Here is a 22,084-nt window from a genome sequence, read left to right on the forward strand (position 1 = left end):
ATGAGCAGATAGTAGAGGCTTGCGGCGATGAAATATCAGGCAGTCGTCACAAAAAATAACTTACTGCATGTTAATTTTTGTTATTTAAGAGGGTTGAGATTCTTTTGGGTCAAGTTTTGGCGCTAACTTTGTGAATAAATGTGATTTGTGAGCCCGTTTCAGGTTATTTATCATTTTTTCCCAGGTCGCTGGGATAGAATGGCACCTTCCTTTTCCCGAGGCGCGAGGCAAGATGATTCCCGTAGAGCGACAGCAACGTATCCTGCAACTGCTGGCAGAGCGCGGCGTGGTCAGCATAGTGGAGCTGACCGACTGGCTGCAGGTCTCCCACATGACCATCAGGCGCGACATCCAGAAGCTGGAGGAGCAGGGGCGGGTACTCTCTGTCTCCGGCGGGGTCAGCCTCTCCCAGCGGATCAAGAGCGAGCCCTCACACGCCGCCAAGCGCAGCCTGATGCAGGGGGCCAAGCTGGCCATTGCCCGGCTCGCCGCCGCCCAGGTGAGCGAGGGGAGCACCGTCTATCTGGACGCCGGTACCACCTCCCTGGAGCTGGCCCGGGAGCTGGCGCTTCGGGAAGACTTGATGATAGTGACCAACGACTTCATGGTCTGCGCCTACCTCATCGAGCACGGCCGCTGCCGCCTCTATCACACCGGGGGTCAGGTCATTCGCGAGAACCAGTCCTGTGCCGGGGAGGCCACCGCCCACTTCCTGCGCAACCTCCATCTGGACATCGCCTTCCTGTCAGCCTCCTCCTGGGACAGTCAGGGGATCTCCACCCCGAGCGAACAGAAGGTGCCGGTGAAGCGGGCCGTGGTGGAGTCGGCGGCGACCCGCATCCTCATCTGCGATTCGTCCAAATATGGCAAGGTGGGGACTTTCAACGTGGTGAGCTGGGATGCGATCGATCAGGTGATCACCGACGAGCAACTGCCCCAGAGCGCCCGCGAGGCATTGGCACAGAACGGGGTCAGGGTGACTATGGCGCCGCTGGCCAGTCTGGTGGCCAGCGCCGAACAGGGATAAGGAAAGGGACGACAGGGGGCGAACCATGGCGCCACCCGGCCGGGATCAGCGACCCTCTGCGGCCGGTGCGTCCGTCAGCTTGGCGGAGCCCTGGATCACCTCCCCCGCCTTCTCGATGTCCCGTCCCATCCCGTGGATGGTGTTGCAGCCCAGCAACCAGAGGCTGGTGCAGAGCACCAGCAGCATGCGATTCGTCTTCATCCTTGCTCCTTTCATGCTATGGGGTCAGTTTGAGCAGGCGCCCCTGGTCTGAATCCGTCAACAGGTAGAGGGCGCCGTCGGGGCCCTCCTTGACGGTACGGATCCGCTCCCCCAGATCGGTCAGCAGCCGCTCTGCCGACACTATCTTGTCTCCGTCGAGGTGCAGGCGCAACAAGGCCTGACCGCGCAGGGCGCCGACGAACAGATCCCCCTGCCACTCCCTGAACAGGTTCCCCTGATAAAAGGCCATGCCCGAGGGGGCGATGGAGGGCACCCAGATCCAGCGCGGTGCCGTCATGCCCGGCGCGCTCTGGCCCACGCCAATCTTGCCGCCCCCGTACTCCTCGCCAAAGGTCACTCTGGGCCAGCCGTAGTTGTGGCCTGGCAGGATGAGGTTGACCTCGTCCCCGCCCTGGGGACCGTGCTCGTGAGCCCAGAACTGCTGGCTGCCCGGACGCAGGGCCGCCCCCTGCATGTTGCGATGGCCCAGGCTCCAGATCTCCGGCAGGGCCCCCGGCGTCTTGACGAAGGGGTTGTCGGCGGGGACCCGGCCATCCTTGTGCAGGCGTACTGTCTTGCCGAGGTGGTTGTCCAGCGTCTGGGCCCGCTCCCGCTCGGTGTAGCGATCCCCCAGGGTGATGAAGAGGTGGTCATCCGTCAGCACCAGGCGAGAGCCGAAATGGGTGCCGCCAGCCACCTTGGGCTCTTGGCGAAACAGCAGTTGCCAGTCGACGAGGGCGTCTTTTTGCAGCCGGGCCCGGGCCACGGCGGTGCCGGCGCCCCCGTCCCCCGGCTCGCTGTAGCTGAGATAGAGCCAGCCATCGCTGTCCAGGGCGAGATCGAGCAGACCCCCCTGGCCCGTGGCGGCGAGGGGCGGCAGGCCGGAGACCACATGGCGGTTGCCACCCGCGTCGATGCGCAGCAGGCGCCCAGGGCGCTCGCTGACGAGGTAGCCGCCATCCGGCAGCAAGGCCAGTCCCCAGGGGTGGCGTAGCTCCCCCGCCACCGGGGTCAGGGTCAGCGCCCGCACCGGGAGCACCAGGCAGACAAGCAGCAGGGCAAACAGTCGCAACATGGGGGCCTCCTCGCTCGGCCAGACCTGAATGTCGCTGAAGTATAGGGGAGGCAAACGGGAAAACGTGAGCAACAACAAGCCATTGGATGATACCGGCAGCGCCGGTTGTCCCTTGGGGCAGGAAGGGAAAGGGGGTGAGCCAGGGCTCACCCCCTCTGGCTAGAAGAGGGCTGGCACGATGCGAAGCGGGTGCTCCGATGGTTTGACTTTGCCTATCTTGCGCTTGGGCAGCTTCACCGGCTCCGTCGGCAGCGCCTCGTAGGGGATGTGCGCCAGCAGGTGGGAGATGATGTTGAGGCGCACCCGTTTCTTGTCCTCGGAGTGGGCCACGAACCAGGGGGCCCAGGCGGTGTCGGTGGCGATGAACATGGCATCCCGTGCCCGGGTGTAGTCATCCCAGCGATCGAAGGACTTGATGTCCATGGGGGAGAGCTTCCAGATCTTGCGGCCATCGTCGATGCGATCCCGCAGCCGCCGCTCCTGCTCTTGTGGAGTCACCTCCAGCCAGTACTTCAGCAGAATGATGCCAGAGTCCACCAGGGCTTTTTCCACCATGGGGGTGCCAGCCAGGAATTTGTCGCTCGCCTCCTCGCTGCAAAAACCCATGATGCGCTCCACCCCGGCCCGGTTGTACCAGCTGCGATCGAAGATGACGATCTCCCCCGCCGCCGGCAGATGGGGGATGTAGCGCTGGAAGTAGAGCTGGCTCTTCTCCCGCTCCGTGGGGGCGGGCAGTGCGACGACCCGAAAGACCCGGGGGCTGACCCGCTCGGTGATCGCCTTGATGGTGCCCCCCTTGCCGGCCCCGTCGCGCCCCTCGAAGACGATGCAGACCTTGAGCCCCTTGTGCACCACCCACTGCTGCAGCCTGACCAGCTCCACGTGCAAGAGGCGCAGCGCTTTTTCGTATGCCTTGTTGCCAAGGGGCTTTTGCGCCTCGGCCACGACCGGTTCTTCCGTTCTGGATTTTCGTTTGCTGCCCATGATGTCCTTCTCTGTGTCTCGGCGAATGGAAGGCCGTCCTGCCGGACGGCGCCCTTCAAGGGTAGATGACGGTGTGCCGCCACCGGGAGTGGGAACTACCGGGGGATGGCCGGGATCATTTTTGGTGGGGCTCGCGGGGTTGTTGGTGGCAGTGAGACATTGAAGAGGGGGGCGGGACCTGGCCGCCATGGATGCAGGGGAAATGGCGCAGAAACGCACAAGGGGCTGGCATCATGACGATGCCAGCCCCTTGCTGTGTATGGTGTTCCCGACTGGAGTCGAACCAGTGGCCTGTCCCTTAGGAGGGGACCGCTCTATCCTGCTGAGCTACGGGAACCTTGTGGCGGGCATTATACAAGAAGCATTGTGCTTTTAAACCCTTGATTCCTATTCCAATACGGCCAGGTCACCGATTTGGACATTGAACGGCGAATATTTGTTCTGACTGCTGATGATGGCGCCATCCTCGAACACCTGCACCACCTCGAACAGACCGTCTGCGGGGTTGCGCATCACCCTGGACTTGCCATAGGGGTCGACGAAGTCGGCGCTGTGCTGGACCCGGAACTGGTCCCCGAGCTTGACCCCGTTGCGACGGCCCAGGTTGATGTGGGGGCCGCGCTCGTGCTGGGCCACGATCCGGGCGGTGACGGGGGCACAGGCGAGTTCGGCGGCGATGTCCTGGGCCGCCTCCTTCAACTGGTAGCCCACCTCCTGGCCAAAGCTCGACTGCCAGAACTGGCCGCCGCTGCTGCCCACCTGTTCCCGCTTGGAGAAGGTCCAGTTGGCGCGGCCCTTGTACTCCTTGCGGCCGAGCAGGCTGCCGTTGATGCCGTCGAACAGGTAGAGCTGCATGGAGAAATTGCGCACGGGATCCTCATACCAGCTGGTGAGGGCGTTGCCCTGGGGCTCGAGGGAGAGGTCGTCGATGCTGCCGAGCACCAGATACTGGCTGTCGGTGCGCAGGCTCAGGGCCTTGATCTCCTCGAGGGCGCTGCGATCCCCCTGTTGCAGATGGAGAGGGTCGATGCGCAGATTCTCGTCCAGCCACTGGCGAGCGACCACCTGGGGCGTCGTCGCCAGGGTTTCAAACAGCCGGCGGGAGAGATCGGCGGGCATGTCGTCCAGGGCACCGGTGCTCGCCTGGTCCGGGTAGCGCATGCGCAGGCGCACCAGCGTCAAATCCTTGGCGTAGTGCTGGGTCTGGCAGATCTGCCGCTCCGCCTGGATGTCGGCCACGAGGGTGATGTACATGCGGCCGTTGCGCACCTCTTCGCGCTTGAGGCGGTACTGGCGGATGTCGCCGCCGGAGCGGATCTGGATCTGCTCGGAGCGCAGGCTGCCGTTTTCCAGGCGCTGGATGCTGGAGACGGAGGCACCGCTGGCCAGCAGCGCCTGGCGCAGGGCATCCCGGGTCGCCTGCTCGCGGGCGTAGACCTCGTCGCCCCCCAGAATGGCGGCACTGCCCTGGGCCTCGATAAGTTCGGCCCTGGCCGACAGGCTGGCCAGCAGCAGGGTGAACAGCAGCGAAACTTTCATAACAAACACCTTGAGTGGGCGACCCCGCTGCCGCCGGTGGGGCGGGTCAGGGATCCTGGACACAGATCCGGTCTGCACCGGAGCGGGTGACCAAATAAAAGCAAGAACCATGCCTTCTTCCCTGGCCGGAGCCCGTACGGCGGGCTCCGGTGGCACAGTGCGCGCCTTTGCCCGGGGATCATCGAGGATCCTGCGCGCATTCCCGCCTCAAGTGTTGGCGGTTGCGACCGATAACAGGTCAGGTGCAGATACAGGAAAGGTATCCATGAAGAGAGTTATCACGGTGCTGGCGGTGGCGCTGGCATTGGTCGGTTGCGGGTCGGCCGACCCCATCAATCGGGAGCTGGGAGACCCTCGCCAGGCGGCTAAGGGGATGGAGCTCAACTGGCTGGTGGCCCGTATGACGGATCAGCTGATGGAGCGCAAGTCCCTCACGACCCTGACCGAGCCCATTGCGGTCGCCTCCTTTGTCGATCTCGACACCCTGAAGGACACCAACTGGATGGGACAGCAGATCGAGGAGAGCTTCATCTACGAGCTGAACCGGCGCGGTGAGGTGGTGGTGGACTTCAAGACCACGGGCAACATCCAGGTGACCCCGCAGGGGGATTTCGTGATGAGCCGCAACTACAAGGATCTCTCGTCCCGGCTGCCCATCTCCCGCATCCTGACCGGCACCTTCAGCCGCAATCAGCAGGGGATCCTGGTCAACGCCCGCATCATCGATCTGCGCACCAAGATGGTCGAGACCACGGCCCAGAGCCTGATCCCGAAACAATATTTGTCCGGTGCCAGCAACTCCTTTGGCCGGGCCTCCATCAATCGCGGTTACCTGATGCGGGGGGGCCAGAGCCCGTCCGGTCATCTGGTCAACCTGATCCCTTGAGGTGGCGCGTCATGAAGCGTGAAGCGGGCTGGCTGACATTGAGCCGTGAAACATCGGGTGTGGTGAACAGGAAAACGGGGAAACAGCGATGAAAATCTTGTTGGGTTGCCTGATGGCCATGTTGCTGACGGCGTGCAGTGGCAACCGGGTGGTGAACTATGACGTGGGCGAGAAGCCCGATGACTTCCCGGTGCTCAAGGCGGTGGGGTATGCGGTGATCGACATCCAGCCCGGTCCCTCCCAGTCCGAGAAGATGTTGCAGGCGATCCGCGCCTCCAAGATGGACGCCTACCGGGAGCTGGCGGAGCAGCTCAACGGCCAGCAGGTGCGCGGCCAGAGCAGCTACAAGGACCTGACCCAGACCTCCAACTCCCTGGATGTGTCGGTGGCGGGCATGGTGCGCGGTGCCCGGGTGGTGGCGACCTATCCCCGTGGCAACACCTATGCCACCGAGCTGGAGCTCGACACCCGCAACCTCTATCACCTGAACCAGCTGATGGCGGGCCAGTTCTAGGGCGGGTCCGGGGGGCGCCGGCATGAGCCGGGCGTTCATCACGGCACAGACAAAGGCGAGCGCAGGCTCGCCTTTTTGTTTGGTCGGGAAAGGGCTCGGATCTGCGGGGAATCACCGGGGTTGGTGCCTTGGACGGGATAGGGCCTGCGGTGAGGGTAACCGGGGTTGGCGCGTGGGCGGTATAGCGCCTGGAGAGGATAACCGGGGTTGGCGTCTTGGGGGGGAACTGGTCTTCGGCAGGAGAAACGGAGTTGATGGGCCGGTCGGGATCCGGCCTGTGGCGAGGAAAAAGGGGGCTGAGATCGCACAAGAGGTGCCCGGGGGTCGGAATGGCGGCCTTTTTTGTTTAGGGAAATCTAACGATATCACCATGTCGTTAAATAAAGCCAAACGATAGAAAGGCCCGGCAGGCGGCAAAAGGGGGCCGCAACGGGAGGAAGATGGCCTGATGGTGAGTGGAAAGACAGCCGCGCCAGGATCCCGGGTCCACGAGGAAGGGGGTGGAGGGCGGTTTAACGCCGGAAGGGAAGGGCGGGACTGGGCCGCGTCTCACGGGGAGGGCGCAGAGAGCACAAAGGCAAGCCGGGGCTCGCCTTTGTGTGGCAGGGGCGGGATCCCCTTCCCATCAGCTTCCCATCAAGACGGGCGGCACGGCGGTCGGCTTGACGTCTTCGCTCGGGTAGCAGCCCAGCACCTTGATGTAGCGGGTGATCTTGGTCAGCTCCAGCAGGGCGGCCTGCATGGCCGGGGTCTGCAGGTTGGCGGAGACATCCAGGTAGAACATCTCCTCCCAGGGGTTGCCCTGCACCGGACGGGATTCCAGCTTGGTCATGTTGATCTCGTGGCTGCGCAGCACCAGCAGCGCCTCCACCAGGGAGCCCGGCTTCTGGGAGGTGGACATGATGAGGGTGGTCTTGGCCGGGATCTGGGGCGCCACGTCGATGGGCTTGCGCGCCACCACGATGAAGCGGCTGTAGTTCTCCTTCTGGTTGGCGAGCTGCTCGGCCAGCACGTCCAGGCCGTAGAGCTCGCCGCCGGCGGCGCTGCCGATGGCCGCCGCTTCCGGGCTTGCCAGCTCCTTCACCTTCATCATGGCGCTAGAGGAGGAGTCGCAGATCTCGTGGCGCGCTCCTTCCAGCTTGCTGAGGTAATGGGAGCACTGCTGGAACACCTGGGGATGGGCGTAGAAGGTCTTGATGCGTTCGATCTCAGTGGGCACGGCGGTGAGGATGCAGTGCTCGATGGGATAGGTGAGCTCACCCACGATGGAGAGGGTGGTGTGCTGCATCACGTCGTACACCTCGTTGATGGAGCCCGAGCTGGTGTTCTCGATGGGCAGCACCCCGAAGGCGGCACGGCCCGACTCCACGGTGTCCAGCACCTCGCGGAAGTTCTGGCAGTTCACCTCGATCACCTGATCCTTGTAGCGGGCCAGGTACTTGCGGGCGGCCAGGCTCGAGTAGGAGCCGCGCGGTCCCAGGTAGGCAACGCTGGTCATGGGCTCCTGCTGCTGGGGGTTGAGCAGGCTCTGCAGGTAGGCCTGCTGGGAGAGCACGGAGTCTTCGATGATGGTGTGGTAGATGCGGGTGATGTACTGGGCATCCAGTCCGAGGGCGCGCCCTTTCTGGATCAGGGCGACCAGCAAGTCCTGCTCGCGCTGGTGGTCACGGATGGGACGGGGATTGGCCTGCTTGGCGCGGGCGACCTCGATGCTGAGGGTCTTGCGTTTGGCCAGCAGGGCGAGCAGCTCCTGATCCAACTGGGTGATGTCGTGTCTGATCTCGTCGAGCGTTGCCATGGTGGTTCCCTATCCAGTGATTCTGTGGTGTGTGGTGCAAAAAAAAGCCTCCGCTGGGGAGGCTCGATTCGTCTTTGGTTTCTGTTTACGCGAATGGTTCATGTGACGACGGGCCTTCCCTCATGTGGGCCGGGTAAACGAGAAAACAAAGAAGAATGGTGTGTTCATGGGCGTGTCCTGAATGTAACGCCATAACCATTAAGGGATTTGGCGGTGCGATGCAAGTAAAACTTGCCCGGGGGCGTTGAACGGGGCAGGGTGGTGGCTCGGGTTGCCGGGGGAGAGTGAGCGTCGTTCTGGTCCCTGTTTATGGCAACCGCTGTAACCACATCCGTGGCAACAACACATAGAGGGGACGAGACGATGGCGGTGATCTTCGATCTGGGCAGGGTGGTGGTGCGCTGGGATCCGGTGGCCATAGTGAGTGGGGTGCGCGGACCCGAGGGGGCGACAGCGATCGCGGAGCAGCTGTTCAACCACCCGGACTGGCTGGAGGTGGACAGGGGGACCCTCTCTCTGCACACCATGGCCCGTCAGGCGCAGGGGCGCACCGGCCTGTCGATGGCGGAGAATCTGGCCATCTTGCAGGCGGTGCCGTCCTCCCTTGTGCCGGATCCCGCCATGGTGGCGCTCATCGAAGAACTGCACGGTGCAGGCCACACCCTCTATGCCCTCTCCAACATGGGGCACGCCAGCATCGACTGGCTGGAGCAGCATCAGTCCTTCTGGCGCTTCTTCAGCGGCAAGGTGGTGTCGGCCCGGGTGCGGATGCTCAAACCCGAGCCCGACATCTACCGTTATCTGCTGGTGTCGTTCGACCTCAAGGCTGGGGAGTGCCTCTTTATCGACGACAGCCCGGCCAACGTGGCGGCGGCCGAGGCGCTCGGTCTGCGGGGGCTGATCTTCACCGATCCGGCCCGGTGCCGGGCGCATCTGATCGATCAGGGGTTGTTGCCTGCCTGAGGGGAGCCAGTTTCGCTTCGCAGCGAAAAAAGTGGGGGAAGCGTTGATTTGGAGCAAATAATGTACAGTTTTACCCGCACTCTTTAAGTGTATATTCAGCTTGGGGCGGGCAAAATGGTATCCAGTTCATCATCCGGAGTTGTTGTTATGGATGCCAATGTCGTTGCGCTGCATCGGGGATACGATCAGACCTTTCAAGCCAGGGAACAGAGGCTCATCAACACCCTGGCCGGTTACAGCGAACTGCTTGTCTCCTTCTCCGGCCGACTGGAATCCTGCTACAGCATGGATCTGTGCCGGGCCAGCGGGGTGCGATTTCGCGCCATCACCCTGGACAACCCCACCCTCAGCCGCCAGTCGGTGGCCAGGGCACAGCGCTACTGCCGGCACTACGGCATCCCCCATCAGGTGCTCAAGACCGACGAGATGATCTTCAGCGCCCACCTGGGCCACCTCGCCGAGGTGACCGACCCGGTGCGCTACCTCTGCCAGCAGCTCGAACATGAAGAGGGCCCGCCGCTGCTGATGTCGGCCTCGGTGGAGGAGAAGCGGGAGTACCTGCGCCGATTCCACAGCCTGCCCGCCAACACCCTCTGGATCTTTGCCGAGCAGGGGATGACCAACCGGGATTTTCGCTACGGCTTTCACCAGCGGCAACTGGCGCTCTGGGGAGACGTGGGGGAGGCCTGCCTGAGCCGGCGGTTTGTCGATATGACCTCCCTGGACAGGCGGCACCTGCGGATGGTCGACATGGCCGAGCAGATGCTGGTGGACATGGGGCTGGGGGGAGCCCAGGTCTTCTTCCATACCCTGGGTGACAGGGTCACCACCCTTGCGAGGATCCGGGTGCCCGAACGGCTGCGGGCCCTGGTGTTCGACATGCAGCCCACCATCCAGAAGGCCCTCAGGAGTGCCCAGTTCGATCTGGTGACCCTGGATCTGGCCACGCTGGAGGATCCCCACCCCCTGGTCATCTGAGCCGGGGCGTAACGTGAGGGGGGTCATAGGCAAGGAGGGCACGACTCTTTATACTGCCCCCTTCGCATCCTTTATCGAGTGCCTGCCCATGAAACCCCTCTCCCGACTGCTGGTCGCCCTCTGTCTGTGCCCTCTGCTGGCCGAGGCGGCTCCCCTGCACCAGATCACCTTGCCGGATGGTCGCCAGGTGCAACTCAATGACGATTTCACCTGGGAATACCTGCTGGTCAAGCCGGCAGCCACGGTAGCCGGTCAGGCAGTGACGGCGAGTGTCGTGGCCCCGGTGCTGACCGAGCAGGCCATGGCCCATCCCGACTTGCTCTCCCAGGCGACCCGGGACGGCATCACGGTGAAGCTGGACCAGGTGGCGGGGGACGATCCCCTCAGCCTGCAGTTCGTGGTGAGCAACACCGGCAGTCGCAACGTGGTGCGCGTCAACGGCAGCCTGACCCTGTTCAGCGCCGACGGGGTGCAGCTCTCGAGCGAGCCCGTGCGCTTCTGGGTCGGGGAGAACCGCCTGCCTGACTCCTACCTGCGCAAGGGGGAGGCTCGCGCCTCCCGGGCCATCGAGCTGGCACGACCCGCTGGCCTCACCGGCAAGCCGCTGGTGCGGGTGCAGATCGACGAGGTGGAGTTCCGCTAGGATGACGGCGGGGGAGCCCTCGCTCCCCCGCAGAGTGTTGCACCGGTAACCACCAGCAATATCCGCTTACATCTGACATGGTTTGGCAACAGCTTGCTCCTCGGCGTTGCCCCCTTTGCCCGTCACAATGGCTCCATTCCAGTTAGGTCCGCCTAACTCAACCCATGGAGTCAACAAAATGCAAAAGATCGCACTGTCTGTTCTGGTTCTGGCCGGTCTCTCTTCCACCTCCGTCCTGGCGCAAGATGCCTTCAGCTATGCCAAGGGATCTGCCACCTGGGCCCACACCAAGTCTGACTACATCGGTGGCAAGGATGGGGAGAACCGCGACTTCGGCGGCCTGAGCCTGGATCTCTCCAAGAGCTTCACCAGCAATGTCTATGGCCGGATCGGCAGCGAATACACCTCCCGCAGCAGCGGCAACGACAGCATGGCCATCTCCAGCCTGGGGATGGGTGTCTACACCCCCCTCAGCACCGGCCTGAACCTCTACGGTGAAACCGGCCTGATGGGCTACAGCCTGGAACGGGAGCTGGCCTCCGACGTGAACCACTCCGGTTGGGATACCCTGGCCCGCAAGAAGAGCGGCAGCCTCTACGGAGAAGTGGGCCTGCGCTACGACATCGGCGCCGTCGAGCTCTCCACCGGCTATCGCTACGCCAACATGACCGACGACATGCACGACTTCAAGGCGGGGGCGGCCTACAAGCTGACCCAGAACCTGGCCCTCACCGCCGACTACACCTATCGCAACTGGGATCTGCAAAAAGGCTCCATCTCCAGCCTGGGTGTGAAATACAGCTTCTGATCATCCTTCCTGCAGGGTCTTCACCTTTACCCATGACTTCGGTCATGGGTTTTTTTTATGGGGGCTGATCCGCCCGCCGCCCCCTGGCCGTATCAGTTCGCAATAGTTATACAGCTTCCAATTTTTTGTATAACTGCTATAACTTACTCAAGGCTTATACAAGGGGCTTCATCATGTACAAGATCAAGGTCGGTATCAGTGCCTGTCTGCTCGGCCAGGAAGTGCGCTTCGACGGGGGCCACAAACGATCCAGTTTCTGCGAACGGGATCTGGGCGCCCATTTCGACTATCACCCCGTCTGCCCCGAGATGGCCATTGGCCTGGGCGCACCCCGCGCCGCCATCCGGCTGGTGAAGCGCCAGGGCGAGGTGCGGGCCGAGGCAAGCAACGGCAGCTTCGACGTCACCGACAAGCTGATTGCCTTCAGCGAGCAGAAGGCACGACAGCTCGACTTCCTCTCCGGCTACATCCTCTGCGCCAAGTCCCCCAGCTGCGGCATGGAGCGGGTGCGCATCTATGGCGCCAACAACGAGGGGAGCGCCAAGGAGGGGGTCGGCCTCTTCGCCAAGGCGCTGATGGAGGCCAACCCCCTGCTGCCGGTGGAGGAAGATGGCCGCCTGTGCGACCCCATCCTGCGGGAGAACTTCGTGCTGCGGGTCTTTGCCTACCACGACTGGCAGCAGCTTTGCGCCCGAGGGATCACCGCCTCAGCCCTGATCCGCTTCCATTCACGCTACAAGTACCTGGTGCTCTCCCACGCCACCACCCACTACCGGGCGCTGGGGCGCCTGCTCGCCAACCTTGGCAAGGCCAACCTGCAGGAGGTGGCCGACAGCTACATCCAGGGGTTGATGGCGGCGCTGACCCTGCGGGCCAACCGCCGCAGCCACACCAATGTGCTGATGCACCTGCAGGGCTACTTCAAGCGGGTGCTGACCCCGGCCCAGAAGCAGGAGCTGTGCGACACCATCGACAAGTACCGCACCGGGGTCTTCCCGTTGCTGGTGCCCCTTACCCTGATCCGCCACTACCTGCGCGAGTACCCGAACCCCTATCTCGCCGAGCAGGTGTACCTCAATCCCCATCCCGACACGCTGAAATTGCGTTACGGGCTGTGAAGGTGTGGCTGGATTTGGCCGATCAGGCCTACCTCGACCTTCATCCCGACACGCTCAAGCTGCGCTACGGGCTCTGAACCCTCTGTGCAGGCCCTGGTGGATGACCGGGGCCTCTTCCCAACGTCTGATGGACTCTCTCATGTCTGATGAATCACAAGCAGCCGCGCCTCTCCCCGACGAGGGCGTCTACCCCATTCGCGAGGTCTCCCGCCTCACCGGCGTCAACGCCGTCACCCTGCGCGCCTGGCAGCGCCGCTACGGGCTGGTGCAACCGGCCCGAACCGAGAAGGGCCATCGCCTCTACAGCGAGCAGGATATCCGCCAGATAGGCGAGATCCTGAGCTGGCTGGAGCGGGGAGTGAGCATAGGTCAGGTGAAGGGGCTGTTGAGCGAGCCCCAGAGTGCGCCAGTGAGCGATCACTGGCAGCAGACCCTGGAGCAGTTCAGCCAGGCGCTGCTTGCCTTCAACCAGCGCAAGGCGGAGGCCGAGCTTGGCGATCTGCTGGCGAGCTACCCCTTCGAGCTGGTGCGCAACCGGGTGCTGCAGCCCCTGGTGGAGCGGCTGCTGGGGCTGTGGCGCGAGCGCCCCGATGGCGAGCTGCTGCAACAGGTGTGGCTCGGCTGGCTGCATACCCGCTTCGCCCGCCACCTCATCGAGCAGGAGAAGGGCGTCCTCGTCACCCTGGCAAGCTGGGGGCAGGTGGGGCCGCTGGATCTGGTCTGGGCTGCGTATGAGCTCATCGGTCAGGGATATGAGGTGCAACTGCTGGGGGCGGTGGAGCCCCGCCATGCCACCCTGCTGGAGGGGCGCGCCACACCCCCCTGGCTGATCCTGCTGGGGGCCGGGCTCGGCAAGCAGGACCAGGCCGCCGAATGGCCTGCGGGTACCCGCTTCTTTGGCGAGCTGGGACGCCTCTACGATGAGCCGTGGCGGCGTGCCCGCAACTGGCACGCCACCCTGGCAGAGGTCAGTGCGACGACCCGCACTGCCAAGGCGAAGGGCAAGGGCGGGAGAACACCGTCATGAGGCTGGTCTGGTTTCGCAACGATCTGCGTCTGGCCGACAACCCGGCCCTGCGCCACGCCTGCGCCGGAGATGAACCGGTCGCCGCACTCTTCATCGTCTCGCCGACCCAGTGGCAGGCGCACAAGCTGGCCCCGGTCCGCCAGCGCTTCATGCTGGTACAGGTGGATGCCATGGGCCGCGAGCTGGCGGCCCTCGGCATTCCGCTTCATCTGCTGCGGGTCGAGACCTTTGCCGAGGTGCCGACGGCGCTGACGGCGCTCTGCCGGGAGCTCGGGGTGAGCCAGCTCTACGCCAACCAGGCCATCGAGATTGACGAGCTGCGCCGCGACCACGCTGTCAGCGCCGCGCTGGGGGAGCAGGGCCTGACCAGCCACTGGTTCAACGGCTGCTGCGTGCTGCCGCCCGGTCGGGTACTGACCGGGTCGGGGGAGATGTTCAAGGTCTTCACCCCCTTCAGCCGCGCCTGGCTCAAGGCTCTCGAGGAGGATGGCTTCGTCATTCACCGTGCCCCCGCACCACGCGGCGAGCCGTTGCCGTGGCTGCCCCTGGCCGAGCGGGAGTGGGTGGACGACGGGCTGGGGGATCTGACGCCGGACACCCGCTGGCCGGTGGGGGAGGCCGAGGCGAGCCGCCGATTGCACGCTTTTCTGGATCAGGCGGTGCTCGATTACGGCGAGACCCGGGACTTTCCGGCGCTGGCGGGCACCTCCGTGCTCTCCCCCTATCTGGCGGCGGGCATCATCAGTGCTCGCCAGTGCGTGGGGGCGCTGCAGCAGCGTCTCGGCTACCGGCCCCAGTCGAAGGCCCAACCCGGTTTTGTCTGGCTCAACGAGCTCATCTGGCGCGAGTTCTACCGCCACTTGCTGGTGCTGATCCCGAGCCTCTCCATGAACCGCCCCTTCAAGCCGGAGACGGCGGCCCTGCCGTGGAGCTGGGATCCGGATGCCTTCGCCGCCTGGTGCGAGGGGCGCACCGGCTACCCCGTGGTCGATGCGGCCATGCGCTGCCTCAACGCCACCGGCTGGATGCACAACCGGCTGCGGATGATAGTGGCGAGCTTCCTCACCAAGGATCTCCACATCCACTGGCGGCTCGGGGAGGACTACTTCATGAGTCGGCTCATCGACGGGGATCTGGCGGCCAACAATGGTGGCTGGCAGTGGGCGGCGGGGACCGGGGCCGATGCGGCGCCCTATTTCCGGGTCTTCAACCCCACCACCCAGGGGCAACGATTTGATCCACAAGGGGAGTTCATTCGTACCTGGGTCACTGAGCTGGCGGATGTGCCTGCTGCCTATCTCCACGAGCCCCACGACTGGTTGCGGCTCAATGGGCGGCAGGATTATCCGGCCCCCATGGTGGATCATGCCGTTGCACGGGTGAGCGCCATCGAGATGTTCCGCGAACTGGAGAAAAACTAGCATGAATGACGCGCTGGCCCGCTTTGTCATCCTCTACCTGCAACTGGACAAACATCAGTTGCACCGCTTGCCGGAGGTCTATGCCGATGAGGTGCTCTTCATCGATCCTGCGCACCGGATAGAGGGGCTGGCCGCGCTCACCCGCTACTTTTCCTCCCTTTATGAGCGCCTTGCCCAGTGCAGTTTCGAGATAACGAGTCAGCAGCAGTCGGGCAACGAAGCCTGGCTCGCCTGGGTCATGACCTTCTCCCACCCCAGGATTGCCGGTGGCCGGGCCGTCAGGGTCGAGGGTGCCACCCGGCTGACGTTCGACTCCTGGGGCAAGGTGTGCCTGCACCGGGACTACTTCGATCTCGGGGCCATGCTCTACGAGCAGTTGCCGCTGCTGGGGCCCGTGGTACGGGCCATCAAGGGGAGGCTGGGGACATGAGTGGCCGGGTGCTGATCACCGGGGCCACCTCGGGCATCGGCCGCCAGCTGGCGCTGGATTATCGGCGCGCCGGCTGGCAGGTGTGGGGTTGTGGCCGGGACGAAGTGCGCTTGCAGGCACTGGCCGACCTGGGGATCACCCCTTTGCGATTCGATGCGCGCGACAGCGCCACCATGGCCGGGGTGGCCGCAAGCCTGCCCGCCCTCGACCTGCTCATCCTCAATGCGGGCAACTGTGAATACATGGATCCGGCAGAAGGCTTTGACGGCGCCCTGTTTGCCCGGGTCATCGAGACCAACCTCATCGCCACCGGCAACGCCCTGGCCGCCTTGCTGCCGCGGCTGGGAGCGGGTGGACGGCTTGCCATCGTCAGCTCCTCGGTGAGCTGGCTGCCCCTGCCACGGGCCGAAGCCTATGGCGCCTCCAAGGCGGCCCTCGATTATCTGGCGAATACGTTGCGCCTGGATCTGGCCAGCAAGGGCATCGGGGTGACCCTGATCCGCCCGGGCTTCGTGCAGACGCCGCTCACCGACAAGAATGATTTTCCCATGCCCTGTCTGGTGACGGTGGAAGAGGCTTCCCGCGCCATCATGACGGGGCTTGCCGCCGGTCGCCACCAGATCCACTTTCCCCGTCGCTTCATCTGGCTGCTGCGCCTGCTCGGCGCCCTGCCGACGGGGCTCTGGCTGCGCCTTGGCCGCACACTCGTTTCGAAAGGACGCCCTTCATGAAGAAAAAGATCGCCATCGTCGGCTCCGGTATCTCCGGTCTCACCGCCGGTTTTCTGCTCCACAAGCTGCATGACATCACCCTGTTCGAGGCGGCGCCGACCCTGGGAGGCCACACCGCCACCGTGGAGGTGGAACAGGCTGGGCGCCACTATGCCATCGACACCGGCTTCATCGTCTTCAATGACCGCACCTATCCCAACTTCCTCAAATTGCTGGAACGCATCGGGGTGGGGCGCCAACCCGCCGAGATGAGCTTCTCGGTCAAGAGTCCCGAGGGGATGGAGTACAACGGCCACAACCTCGATACCCTGTTCGCCCGGCGCCGCAATCTGCTGAGCCCGCGCTTCTATCGCTTCGTCGCCGAGATACTGCGCTTCAACCGGGAGGCGCGGGCCTGGCTGGCCGCGCATCGCCAGCGGGAGCTGACCCCCGAGCTGACCCTGGGGGACTTCCTGCTGGCGGGGAAATTCAGCGACTATTTCGCCCGCCACTACATCCTGCCCATGGGGGCGGCCATCTGGTCCTCCACCCTGGCGGACATGCGTGCCTTCCCCTTGAGCTTCTTCCTGCGGTTTTTCGCCAACCACGGGCTGCTGGAGGTGGCGAACCGGCCCCAGTGGTATGTGATCCCGGGAGGCTCGCGAGAGTACATAGGGCCGCTCACGGCGGGCTGGCAGTCGCGCATCCGCCTCGCTACCCCGGTGGAGGCGGTGCGCCGGGTGGCGGATGGCGTCGTGGTCACCAGCCAGGGGCAGGAGGCCCATTTTGACGAGGTGATCTTCGCCTGTCACAGCGATCAGGCCCTGGCCCTGCTGGCGGATGCGAGCGACGCAGAGAGGGCCATCCTCGGGAACATGCCCTATCAGGCCAACGACGTCTGGCTGCACACCGACGCCTCCTGCCTGCCGATGCGCCGCAAAGCGTGGGCGAGCTGGAACTACCAGCTCGGTGAGGATGACGGGGCGCGCCCCCTGGTGAGCTACAACATGAACATCCTGCAGGGGGTGAGCTCCCCAGCGCCCTTCTGCGTCAGCCTCAATCCCCGTGGACGGGTGGACGAGAGCAAGGTGTTGCGCCGTTTCGTCTATCATCATCCGGTATTCAATCAGGGCTCCATCGCCGCCCAGCAGCGACGGGGCGAGATCTGTGGCCATCAGCGCACCCACTTCTGCGGGGCTTACTGGTACAACGGTTTTCACGAGGACGGGGTGCGCAGCGCCCTGGACGTGGCCAGACGCTTCGGGGCCGAGCTATGAGCGGCGCCGCGGCCTTGACGCAAGGGGACGAGGGAATGGGGGAGGGGATCAGCGCCATCTGGCAAGGCTCGGTGCGCCATCGCCGCTTCGCCCCCAGGGCCCACGCTTTTTCATACAGCCTCTTCATGCTGGGGCTGGATCTGGACGAACTGCCCGGGCTTGAGCAGGGGCGCTGGTTTGCCGTGGAGCGGGCCGGACTGCTCTCGTTTCGCCGCGAGGACTATCTGCGGGGCAGCGAAGGGCCCCTCAAGCAGGCGGTCTGGGACAAGGTGGCGGCCCTTGGGGGGGATGCGGAGCCCGGCGGGCGGGTGCTGCTCCTTGGCAACGTGCGCTGCCTCGGGTTTTATTTCAGCCCGGTCAATTTCTACTTCTGCGATCGGGCGGGGGAGACCCGCTACCTGCTGGCGGAGGTCTCCAATACCCCCTGGAACGAGCGCCACTACTACCTGCTGGATCTGGCGGCGCTCTCCCCCCATGACAAGGATTTTCATGTCTCCCCCTTCATGGGACTGGGGATGCGCTACCACTGGCGCATCCGGGCGCCGAAAGAGGAGGCGCTGATCCATATCGAGAGCCACCCCGTATCCGGTGAGAGCAAGCTGTTTGACGCCACCCTGGCCCTGCGCCGCGCGCCGCTGTCGCGCAAGGGGCTGGCGGCGCTGCTGGTTCGCTGGCCCTGGATGACCCTGAAGGTGCTGCTCGGGATCTACTGGCAGGCCCTGCGCCTTTTTATCAAACGCACCCCCGTCTTCACCCATCCGGAGAGCCGCCCGTGACGCTGACACACCCGTTTAATTCCGCTTCCTGGTGTTGTCAGCAGCCCATGGTGCGGGTTCATCCCAACCGAACGACCTCACTCTTGACCCATTCGGAGAGCCGCTAATGGAACTTGCTCAATCAACCCTCTCTGCCTCTTTCATCGACAAGGAGGCCAAGCAACTGCTGCTCAAATTGCTGGCGCGCCTTGAGCAGGGCCAGCTGGTGCTCCACGACGGCAGCGAGTGCCACCGTTTCGGCAAGGCGGGCAGCGACCTGCATGCCGAGCTGGTGGTGCAGGATCCGGCGTTTTATCGCCGCCTGCTGCTGGGGGGCAGCATCGCCGCAGGAGAGACCTGGGTGGAGGGTCTCTGGACCAGCCCGGAGCCGGTGGCACTGGTGCGCTTGCTGGCCCGCAATCTGCCGCTGCTCGACGCCCTGGAACGGCGCCTCGGCTGGCTCAGCTTCCCGTTCAACAAGGTGCGCCACTGGTTCAATCGCAATACCCTGACCGGTTCGCGCGCCAACATCGCCGCCCACTATGACCTTGGCAACACCCTCTATCAGGGCTTTCTCGACGATCACATGCAGTATTCGAGCGCCATCTATCCCCACCCGGATGCCACCCTGGAGGAGGGGCAGCAGGCCAAGCTGCGCACCATCTGTGAGCGGCTTGAGCTTGGGCCGGATGACCACCTGCTGGAGATAGGCACCGGCTGGGGCGGTCTCGCCGTCTATGCGGCCCGTCACTACGGCTGCCGGGTCACCACCACTACCATCTCCCGGGCCCAGCACGACTATGCCAAGGCGTGGATCGAGCGGGAGGGGCTGGGGGATCGCATCACCTTGCTGCTGGAGGATTACCGCAAGCTGGAGGGACGCTATGACAAGCTGGTCTCCATCGAGATGATCGAGGCGGTGGGGCACGCCTTCCTGCCCGACTATTTCCGCCAGTTGTCGCGCCTGCTCAAGCCCGGCGGACGCCTGCTGATCCAGGCCATCACCATCGCCGATCAGCGTCACGCCCAGTATCTGCGCGGGGTGGACTTCATCCAGCGCTACATCTTCCCGGGAGGCTGCCTGCCCTGCGTCTCCCAGATGGCGGGTCTGCTGGCGCGGGAGACCGACATGCAGCTGGTACGGCTGCACGATCACGGCCACCACTATGCCCGTACCCTGGCCCACTGGTGCGAACGCTTCCTGGCGCTGGCCCCAGAGCTGCCCAAGCTCGGTTACAGCCAGGATTTCATCCGGCTCTGGCACTTCTATTTCGCCTACTGTGAAGGGGGATTCTGGGAGCGGGCCATCAGCCTGGTACAACTGGAGGCCGCCAAGCCGGGGCCCCATGGCTGGTCCGGGGACTTGCCGGCACACGGTCGCTGATCATGTGGCAGTGGGCCCACCTGCTGGGATTCAACCTCTACTGGTTGCTGGCGGTGAGATGGCAGCAACCGGGCCCGCTGCTCGGGATGCTGCTGCTCCATTTCATCTTCTCCCCCCGCCGCGGGCAGGACTGGCGCCTCATCCCGGTCGCCCTGGCAGGCTGCCTGCTCGACATCCTGCTCTGGCGCCTCGGCCTGTTTCACTTTCCGTCCGGTTTTCCGCTCTGGCTGTTGCTGCTCTGGTGCGGTTTCGCCCTGACCCTCTCCCACGGCCTTCCCTGGCTTCGCCTCTTGCCGCGCTGGCAACAGGGGCTGTTCGGCATGGTGGGGGGCGCCTCCTCCTATATGGCGGGGGCCGCCATGGGGGCAGTAAACTTACCCTGGGGCATCTGGACAAGCGCAGTGCTGCTGGCGGTGATCTGGATGTGGTGGTTACCCGTACTCCTGTGGGTAACGGTCAAGCTGGAGGGTGAGACGAGATGAACACCTTTTCGACCGACACCTTGTTGTTTTCCAAGTGGACCAGGGATGGCCAGTGCGAGCTGGCCGAGCGTTTCTACCTGGTGGTGGCCTGCCAGCGCGATGCCCAGGGGCATCTGGCGAGCGTGGTGATGCAGGATATCAACACCCTGCAGGAACAGGAGATGGACTGGCATGAACTGGAGGATCCCGCCCGTTGGCACATGGGGTGGAACTAGTCTGCTGCTGGCGGCCTTGAGCCTGCCACTGCTTGCGACCGCCCAGAGCGTTGCCGCCCCCTGGCAGGGGCTGCGTACCGTGGGGCAGGGGGAGATGCGCTGGCTCTGGTTCAAGCTCTATGACGCCACCCTCTACAGCGAGAGTGGCCGCTATCAGCCGGGGCGCTACCCGCAGGCCCTCAGCATTACCTACGCGAGGGCCATCGAGCGCCAGGATCTGCTGGAGGCGACCGCCGCCGAGTGGCAGCGGCTCGGCCTTGGCAGCGAGAGTGAGCGCCAACGCTGGCTGGCTCGACTGGCCACGCTCTGGCCGGATGTCTCCCCCGGCGACAAGCTGGTTTTTTATGTGGACGAGCAGGGGGCGGGCCACTTCTGGTTGCGAGATCGCCTCCTTGGCTCTCTTGATGATCCCGCCTTCGCCCCCGCGTTTCTTGCCATCTGGCTGACTGACGACAGCCGGGATCCCGCTCTGACACGCCGCCTGCGCGGCCAATCCTGATGGAGTATTCCATGAAGTTCTCTTCCTGGTGGCGTCTTGCCTGGTTGCTGCCCCTGCTGTGGCTCTCTGGTTGCGGCGCGGGTCTTGATGATTATCGCGGCTCCCGGCCGGGCTGGGATCTCGCCCGTTTCTTCAATGGCAAGCTGGTGGCCCACGGCCTGGTGACGGACCGCAGCGGCGAAGTGACCAGTCGCTTTCGGGTCGAGATGCAGGGGCACTGGCGAGAGGGCAAGGGGGAGCTGTTCGAGCAGTTTTACTTCGATGATGGCCGTCGGCAGACCCGCACCTGGTTTTTGAGCAAGGGGGCGGATGGCCACTGGCGCGGCACGGCTTCAGACGTGGTGGGGGAGGCGGTAGGCAAGACAGAGGGCTTTGCCCTCAACTGGCGTTATCAACTCGATCTGGCTCTGCCGGATGAGAGCGTGGTGAGGGTGAGCTTCGATGACTGGATGTATCTGCTGGACGACGATCGCCTGATCAACCGCGCGAAGATCAGCAAGTTCGGCATTCATCTCGGCGAGGTGATCCTCTATATCGAACGGCTTGAGCAATGAACGCCGGTGCATTTTTGCCGACGATAGCCATTGGCTATGGATCGGCAAGGCACAGACGATTGTCCTTTGAGTCTGCTTCTGGATAAGCTGACTCCGTTCCCGATAATGCTTACCACCTGGAGGTGAATCATGAAGAGCCCCATTGGTCTTGATACCGTTCAATCACAAGCTCTGGCCGCCGAGCTCAACAAGCTGCTGGCCAGCTACCAGATCCTCTACATGAACGTCCGTGGCTTCCACTGGAACATCCGCGGCAACCAGTTCTTCGAGCTGCACCTGAAATTCGAAGAGATCTACAACGACCTGCTGCTGAAAGTCGATGCCCTGGCCGAACGCATTCTGACCCTGGATGGCGTGCCCCTGCACAGCTTCAGCGACTACATCCAGGTGTCCGCCATCCCCGAGCAGAAGGGGCTGCATGACGGTCGTGCCTGCGTGGAATCCCTGCTGGCGAGCTTCCGCGAACTGCTGGTTGCCCAGCGCCGCATCCTGGGTCAGGCCGCCGATGCCGGTGATGAAGGGACTGCATCCATCCTCTCCGACTATGTGCAGCAGCAGGAAAAACTGGTCTGGATGCTGCGCGCCTATCTGGCCTGATGAACCTGGGGCCGGCTGCCCATGCTCCGGCCCGTATCATTGCCCCTGTTGTTGCACACCCGAGTTGTCTCTCCTTGATTTCCCACCAGCTTGCCGCCCGATTTGGGCGGCTTTTTTCTATTTGATCTGCATCAATGAAATGTTAATTGGTAAATTGAATGCCTATTAAGTTTTCCAGGAGGGGAATAGAATCGCCACA

General features: G+C 63.9%; 25 protein-coding genes, 1 tRNA gene and 1 other annotated feature. Of the genes, 20 read left to right on the plus strand and 6 right to left on the minus strand.

The genetic code is table 11. The annotated features are described in order from the left end of the window. Positions 1-232: 232 nt before the first annotated feature. Positions 233-1,027 (plus strand): DeoR/GlpR family DNA-binding transcription regulator, encoded by a 795-nt coding sequence (locus tag PG883_RS09765; protein ID WP_052815395.1) that lies wholly within the window; start codon positions 233-235, stop codon positions 1,025-1,027. 45 nt (positions 1,028-1,072) lie between these two features. Here PG883_RS09765 and PG883_RS09770 read toward each other — a convergent pair whose 3' ends face one another. From PG883_RS09770 to PG883_RS09790, 5 genes are all read right to left on the minus strand, one after another. Then, positions 1,073-1,228: an entericidin A/B family lipoprotein gene (locus PG883_RS09770; protein ID WP_010673301.1), complete on the minus strand. Its 156-nt coding sequence runs from the start codon at positions 1,226-1,228 to the stop codon at positions 1,073-1,075. Positions 1,229-1,244: 16 nt separating this feature from the next. Further along, positions 1,245-2,303, minus strand: coding sequence for a PQQ-dependent sugar dehydrogenase (locus PG883_RS09775; protein WP_052815396.1), 1,059 nt, complete (start codon positions 2,301-2,303; stop codon positions 1,245-1,247). Between the two features lie 159 nt (positions 2,304-2,462). Then, positions 2,463-3,287, minus strand: a complete 825-nt coding sequence (ppk2, locus tag PG883_RS09780; protein ID WP_042864304.1) for a polyphosphate kinase 2 — start codon at positions 3,285-3,287, stop codon at positions 2,463-2,465. 260 nt (positions 3,288-3,547) lie between these two features. Then, positions 3,548-3,624: transfer RNA gene (locus tag PG883_RS09785), tRNA-Arg, on the minus strand. Positions 3,625-3,674: 50 nt separating this feature from the next. Next, positions 3,675-4,826, minus strand: a complete 1,152-nt coding sequence (locus PG883_RS09790) for a flagellar assembly protein FlgT (protein WP_039041370.1) — start codon at positions 4,824-4,826, stop codon at positions 3,675-3,677. Positions 4,827-5,091: 265 nt separating this feature from the next. Between PG883_RS09790 and PG883_RS09795 the strand changes: the two genes are divergently transcribed. Both PG883_RS09795 and PG883_RS09800 read left to right on the plus strand, forming a co-directional pair. Continuing rightward, the gene (locus tag PG883_RS09795) at positions 5,092-5,712 is read left to right on the plus strand and encodes a FlgO family outer membrane protein (RefSeq protein ID WP_052815735.1); all 621 of its coding nucleotides are present in this window, start codon (positions 5,092-5,094) and stop codon (positions 5,710-5,712) included. 88 nt (positions 5,713-5,800) lie between these two features. Beyond that, positions 5,801-6,226, plus strand: coding sequence for an LPP20 family lipoprotein (locus PG883_RS09800; protein ID WP_010673311.1), 426 nt, complete (start codon positions 5,801-5,803; stop codon positions 6,224-6,226). 625 nt (positions 6,227-6,851) lie between these two features. On the opposite strand, the gene pheA is transcribed toward PG883_RS09800, so the two are convergent. Then, complete coding sequence (gene pheA, locus PG883_RS09805; protein WP_010673312.1) at positions 6,852-8,024, minus strand: prephenate dehydratase; 1,173 nt, start codon at positions 8,022-8,024, stop codon at positions 6,852-6,854. Between the two features lie 38 nt (positions 8,025-8,062). After that, positions 8,063-8,196 (minus strand) — a sequence feature (Phe leader region). Between the two features lie 191 nt (positions 8,197-8,387). On the opposite strand from pheA, the gene PG883_RS09810 reads away from it, so the two are divergent. The 17 genes from PG883_RS09810 to PG883_RS09890 all read left to right on the plus strand — a co-directional run bounded on the left by PG883_RS09810 (position 8,388) and on the right by PG883_RS09890 (position 21,885). Next, complete coding sequence (locus PG883_RS09810; RefSeq protein ID WP_052815736.1) at positions 8,388-8,987, plus strand: HAD family hydrolase; 600 nt, start codon at positions 8,388-8,390, stop codon at positions 8,985-8,987. A 147-nt stretch (positions 8,988-9,134) separates the two neighbouring features. Further along, positions 9,135-9,965: a hypothetical protein gene (locus tag PG883_RS09815; RefSeq protein WP_041211243.1), complete on the plus strand. Its 831-nt coding sequence runs from the start codon at positions 9,135-9,137 to the stop codon at positions 9,963-9,965. Between the two features lie 88 nt (positions 9,966-10,053). After that, on the plus strand, positions 10,054-10,608 hold the full coding sequence (locus PG883_RS09820; RefSeq protein ID WP_049637018.1) for a DUF3157 family protein: 555 nt from the start codon (positions 10,054-10,056) through the stop codon (positions 10,606-10,608). Positions 10,609-10,786: 178 nt separating this feature from the next. After that, positions 10,787-11,416, plus strand: a complete 630-nt coding sequence (locus PG883_RS09825) for an outer membrane beta-barrel protein (RefSeq protein WP_039041374.1) — start codon at positions 10,787-10,789, stop codon at positions 11,414-11,416. Between the two features lie 173 nt (positions 11,417-11,589). Then, the gene (locus tag PG883_RS09830; protein ID WP_010673317.1) at positions 11,590-12,534 is read left to right on the plus strand and encodes a YbgA family protein; all 945 of its coding nucleotides are present in this window, start codon (positions 11,590-11,592) and stop codon (positions 12,532-12,534) included. A 139-nt stretch (positions 12,535-12,673) separates the two neighbouring features. Then, entirely contained in the window at positions 12,674-13,561 is an 888-nt protein-coding gene (locus tag PG883_RS09835; RefSeq protein WP_052815737.1) for a MerR family transcriptional regulator, read from the plus strand. Continuing rightward, positions 13,558-14,982: a deoxyribodipyrimidine photo-lyase gene (gene phrB / locus PG883_RS09840; protein ID WP_052815738.1), complete on the plus strand. Its 1,425-nt coding sequence runs from the start codon at positions 13,558-13,560 to the stop codon at positions 14,980-14,982. The genes PG883_RS09835 and phrB overlap by 4 nt, the downstream gene beginning before the upstream one ends. A gap of 1 nt (position 14,983) precedes the next feature. Beyond that, positions 14,984-15,412: a nuclear transport factor 2 family protein gene (locus tag PG883_RS09845; protein WP_010673320.1), complete on the plus strand. Its 429-nt coding sequence runs from the start codon at positions 14,984-14,986 to the stop codon at positions 15,410-15,412. Further along, on the plus strand, positions 15,409-16,143 hold the full coding sequence (locus PG883_RS09850; RefSeq protein WP_052815739.1) for an SDR family NAD(P)-dependent oxidoreductase: 735 nt from the start codon (positions 15,409-15,411) through the stop codon (positions 16,141-16,143). Before PG883_RS09845 ends, PG883_RS09850 begins: the two co-directional genes overlap by 4 nt. Continuing rightward, positions 16,140-17,399 carry an NAD(P)/FAD-dependent oxidoreductase gene (locus PG883_RS09855; protein WP_270807163.1) on the plus strand — a complete coding sequence of 420 codons (1,260 nt, stop codon included), beginning with the start codon at positions 16,140-16,142 and terminating at the stop codon, positions 17,397-17,399. The genes PG883_RS09850 and PG883_RS09855 overlap by 4 nt, the downstream gene beginning before the upstream one ends. Continuing rightward, positions 17,396-18,175 (plus strand): DUF1365 domain-containing protein, encoded by a 780-nt coding sequence (locus PG883_RS09860; protein ID WP_039041353.1) that lies wholly within the window; start codon positions 17,396-17,398, stop codon positions 18,173-18,175. The genes PG883_RS09855 and PG883_RS09860 overlap by 4 nt, the downstream gene beginning before the upstream one ends. A gap of 106 nt (positions 18,176-18,281) precedes the next feature. Continuing rightward, entirely contained in the window at positions 18,282-19,538 is a 1,257-nt protein-coding gene (locus tag PG883_RS09865) for an SAM-dependent methyltransferase (RefSeq protein ID WP_052816344.1), read from the plus strand. Between the two features lie 2 nt (positions 19,539-19,540). Continuing rightward, positions 19,541-20,020: a DUF2878 domain-containing protein gene (locus PG883_RS09870; RefSeq protein ID WP_052816343.1), complete on the plus strand. Its 480-nt coding sequence runs from the start codon at positions 19,541-19,543 to the stop codon at positions 20,018-20,020. Continuing rightward, complete coding sequence (locus tag PG883_RS09875; RefSeq protein ID WP_010673326.1) at positions 20,017-20,235, plus strand: TIGR02450 family Trp-rich protein; 219 nt, start codon at positions 20,017-20,019, stop codon at positions 20,233-20,235. Before PG883_RS09870 ends, PG883_RS09875 begins: the two co-directional genes overlap by 4 nt. After that, positions 20,192-20,734, plus strand: coding sequence for a chalcone isomerase family protein (locus tag PG883_RS09880; RefSeq protein ID WP_052816342.1), 543 nt, complete (start codon positions 20,192-20,194; stop codon positions 20,732-20,734). Before PG883_RS09875 ends, PG883_RS09880 begins: the two co-directional genes overlap by 44 nt. A gap of 11 nt (positions 20,735-20,745) precedes the next feature. Further along, positions 20,746-21,288 (plus strand): DUF3833 domain-containing protein, encoded by a 543-nt coding sequence (locus PG883_RS09885; RefSeq protein ID WP_080768134.1) that lies wholly within the window; start codon positions 20,746-20,748, stop codon positions 21,286-21,288. 129 nt (positions 21,289-21,417) lie between these two features. Continuing rightward, the gene (locus tag PG883_RS09890) at positions 21,418-21,885 is read left to right on the plus strand and encodes a Dps family protein (protein WP_010673329.1); all 468 of its coding nucleotides are present in this window, start codon (positions 21,418-21,420) and stop codon (positions 21,883-21,885) included. Positions 21,886-22,084: the final 199 nt, after the last annotated feature.

Origin of the sequence: Aeromonas sp. QDB25 (genome assembly GCF_027707725.1) — a bacterium.
GTDB lineage: Bacteria > Pseudomonadota > Gammaproteobacteria > Enterobacterales > Aeromonadaceae > Aeromonas > Aeromonas caviae.

Excerpts from the sequence above, each read along its gene's own strand:
- ppk2 (WP_042864304.1), bottom strand. The coding sequence starts at position 3,287 with ATGGGCAGCAAACGAAAATCCAGAACGGAAGAACCGGTCGTGGCCGAG.
- PG883_RS09885 (WP_080768134.1), top strand. The coding sequence starts at position 20,746 with ATGAAGTTCTCTTCCTGGTGGCGTCTTGCCTGGTTGCTGCCCCTGCTG.
- PG883_RS09765 (WP_052815395.1), top strand. The coding sequence starts at position 233 with ATGATTCCCGTAGAGCGACAGCAACGTATCCTGCAACTGCTGGCAGAG.
- PG883_RS09825 (WP_039041374.1), top strand. The coding sequence starts at position 10,787 with ATGCAAAAGATCGCACTGTCTGTTCTGGTTCTGGCCGGTCTCTCTTCC.
- PG883_RS09845 (WP_010673320.1), top strand. The coding sequence starts at position 14,984 with ATGAATGACGCGCTGGCCCGCTTTGTCATCCTCTACCTGCAACTGGAC.
- PG883_RS09835 (WP_052815737.1), top strand. The coding sequence starts at position 12,674 with ATGTCTGATGAATCACAAGCAGCCGCGCCTCTCCCCGACGAGGGCGTC.
- PG883_RS09800 (WP_010673311.1), top strand. The coding sequence starts at position 5,801 with ATGAAAATCTTGTTGGGTTGCCTGATGGCCATGTTGCTGACGGCGTGC.
- PG883_RS09875 (WP_010673326.1), top strand. The coding sequence starts at position 20,017 with ATGAACACCTTTTCGACCGACACCTTGTTGTTTTCCAAGTGGACCAGG.
- PG883_RS09795 (WP_052815735.1), top strand. The coding sequence starts at position 5,092 with ATGAAGAGAGTTATCACGGTGCTGGCGGTGGCGCTGGCATTGGTCGGT.
- PG883_RS09890 (WP_010673329.1), top strand. The coding sequence starts at position 21,418 with ATGAAGAGCCCCATTGGTCTTGATACCGTTCAATCACAAGCTCTGGCC.
- PG883_RS09815 (WP_041211243.1), top strand. The coding sequence starts at position 9,135 with ATGGATGCCAATGTCGTTGCGCTGCATCGGGGATACGATCAGACCTTT.
- PG883_RS09790 (WP_039041370.1), bottom strand. The coding sequence starts at position 4,826 with ATGAAAGTTTCGCTGCTGTTCACCCTGCTGCTGGCCAGCCTGTCGGCC.
- phrB (WP_052815738.1), top strand. The coding sequence starts at position 13,558 with ATGAGGCTGGTCTGGTTTCGCAACGATCTGCGTCTGGCCGACAACCCG.
- PG883_RS09820 (WP_049637018.1), top strand. The coding sequence starts at position 10,054 with ATGAAACCCCTCTCCCGACTGCTGGTCGCCCTCTGTCTGTGCCCTCTG.
- PG883_RS09850 (WP_052815739.1), top strand. The coding sequence starts at position 15,409 with ATGAGTGGCCGGGTGCTGATCACCGGGGCCACCTCGGGCATCGGCCGC.
- PG883_RS09775 (WP_052815396.1), bottom strand. The coding sequence starts at position 2,303 with ATGTTGCGACTGTTTGCCCTGCTGCTTGTCTGCCTGGTGCTCCCGGTG.
- PG883_RS09810 (WP_052815736.1), top strand. The coding sequence starts at position 8,388 with ATGGCGGTGATCTTCGATCTGGGCAGGGTGGTGGTGCGCTGGGATCCG.
- PG883_RS09770 (WP_010673301.1), bottom strand. The coding sequence starts at position 1,228 with ATGAAGACGAATCGCATGCTGCTGGTGCTCTGCACCAGCCTCTGGTTG.
- PG883_RS09860 (WP_039041353.1), top strand. The coding sequence starts at position 17,396 with ATGAGCGGCGCCGCGGCCTTGACGCAAGGGGACGAGGGAATGGGGGAG.
- pheA (WP_010673312.1), bottom strand. The coding sequence starts at position 8,024 with ATGGCAACGCTCGACGAGATCAGACACGACATCACCCAGTTGGATCAG.
- PG883_RS09870 (WP_052816343.1), top strand. The coding sequence starts at position 19,541 with ATGTGGCAGTGGGCCCACCTGCTGGGATTCAACCTCTACTGGTTGCTG.
- PG883_RS09830 (WP_010673317.1), top strand. The coding sequence starts at position 11,590 with ATGTACAAGATCAAGGTCGGTATCAGTGCCTGTCTGCTCGGCCAGGAA.
- PG883_RS09865 (WP_052816344.1), top strand. The coding sequence starts at position 18,282 with ATGGAACTTGCTCAATCAACCCTCTCTGCCTCTTTCATCGACAAGGAG.
- PG883_RS09880 (WP_052816342.1), top strand. The coding sequence starts at position 20,192 with ATGAACTGGAGGATCCCGCCCGTTGGCACATGGGGTGGAACTAGTCTG.
- PG883_RS09855 (WP_270807163.1), top strand. The coding sequence starts at position 16,140 with ATGAAGAAAAAGATCGCCATCGTCGGCTCCGGTATCTCCGGTCTCACC.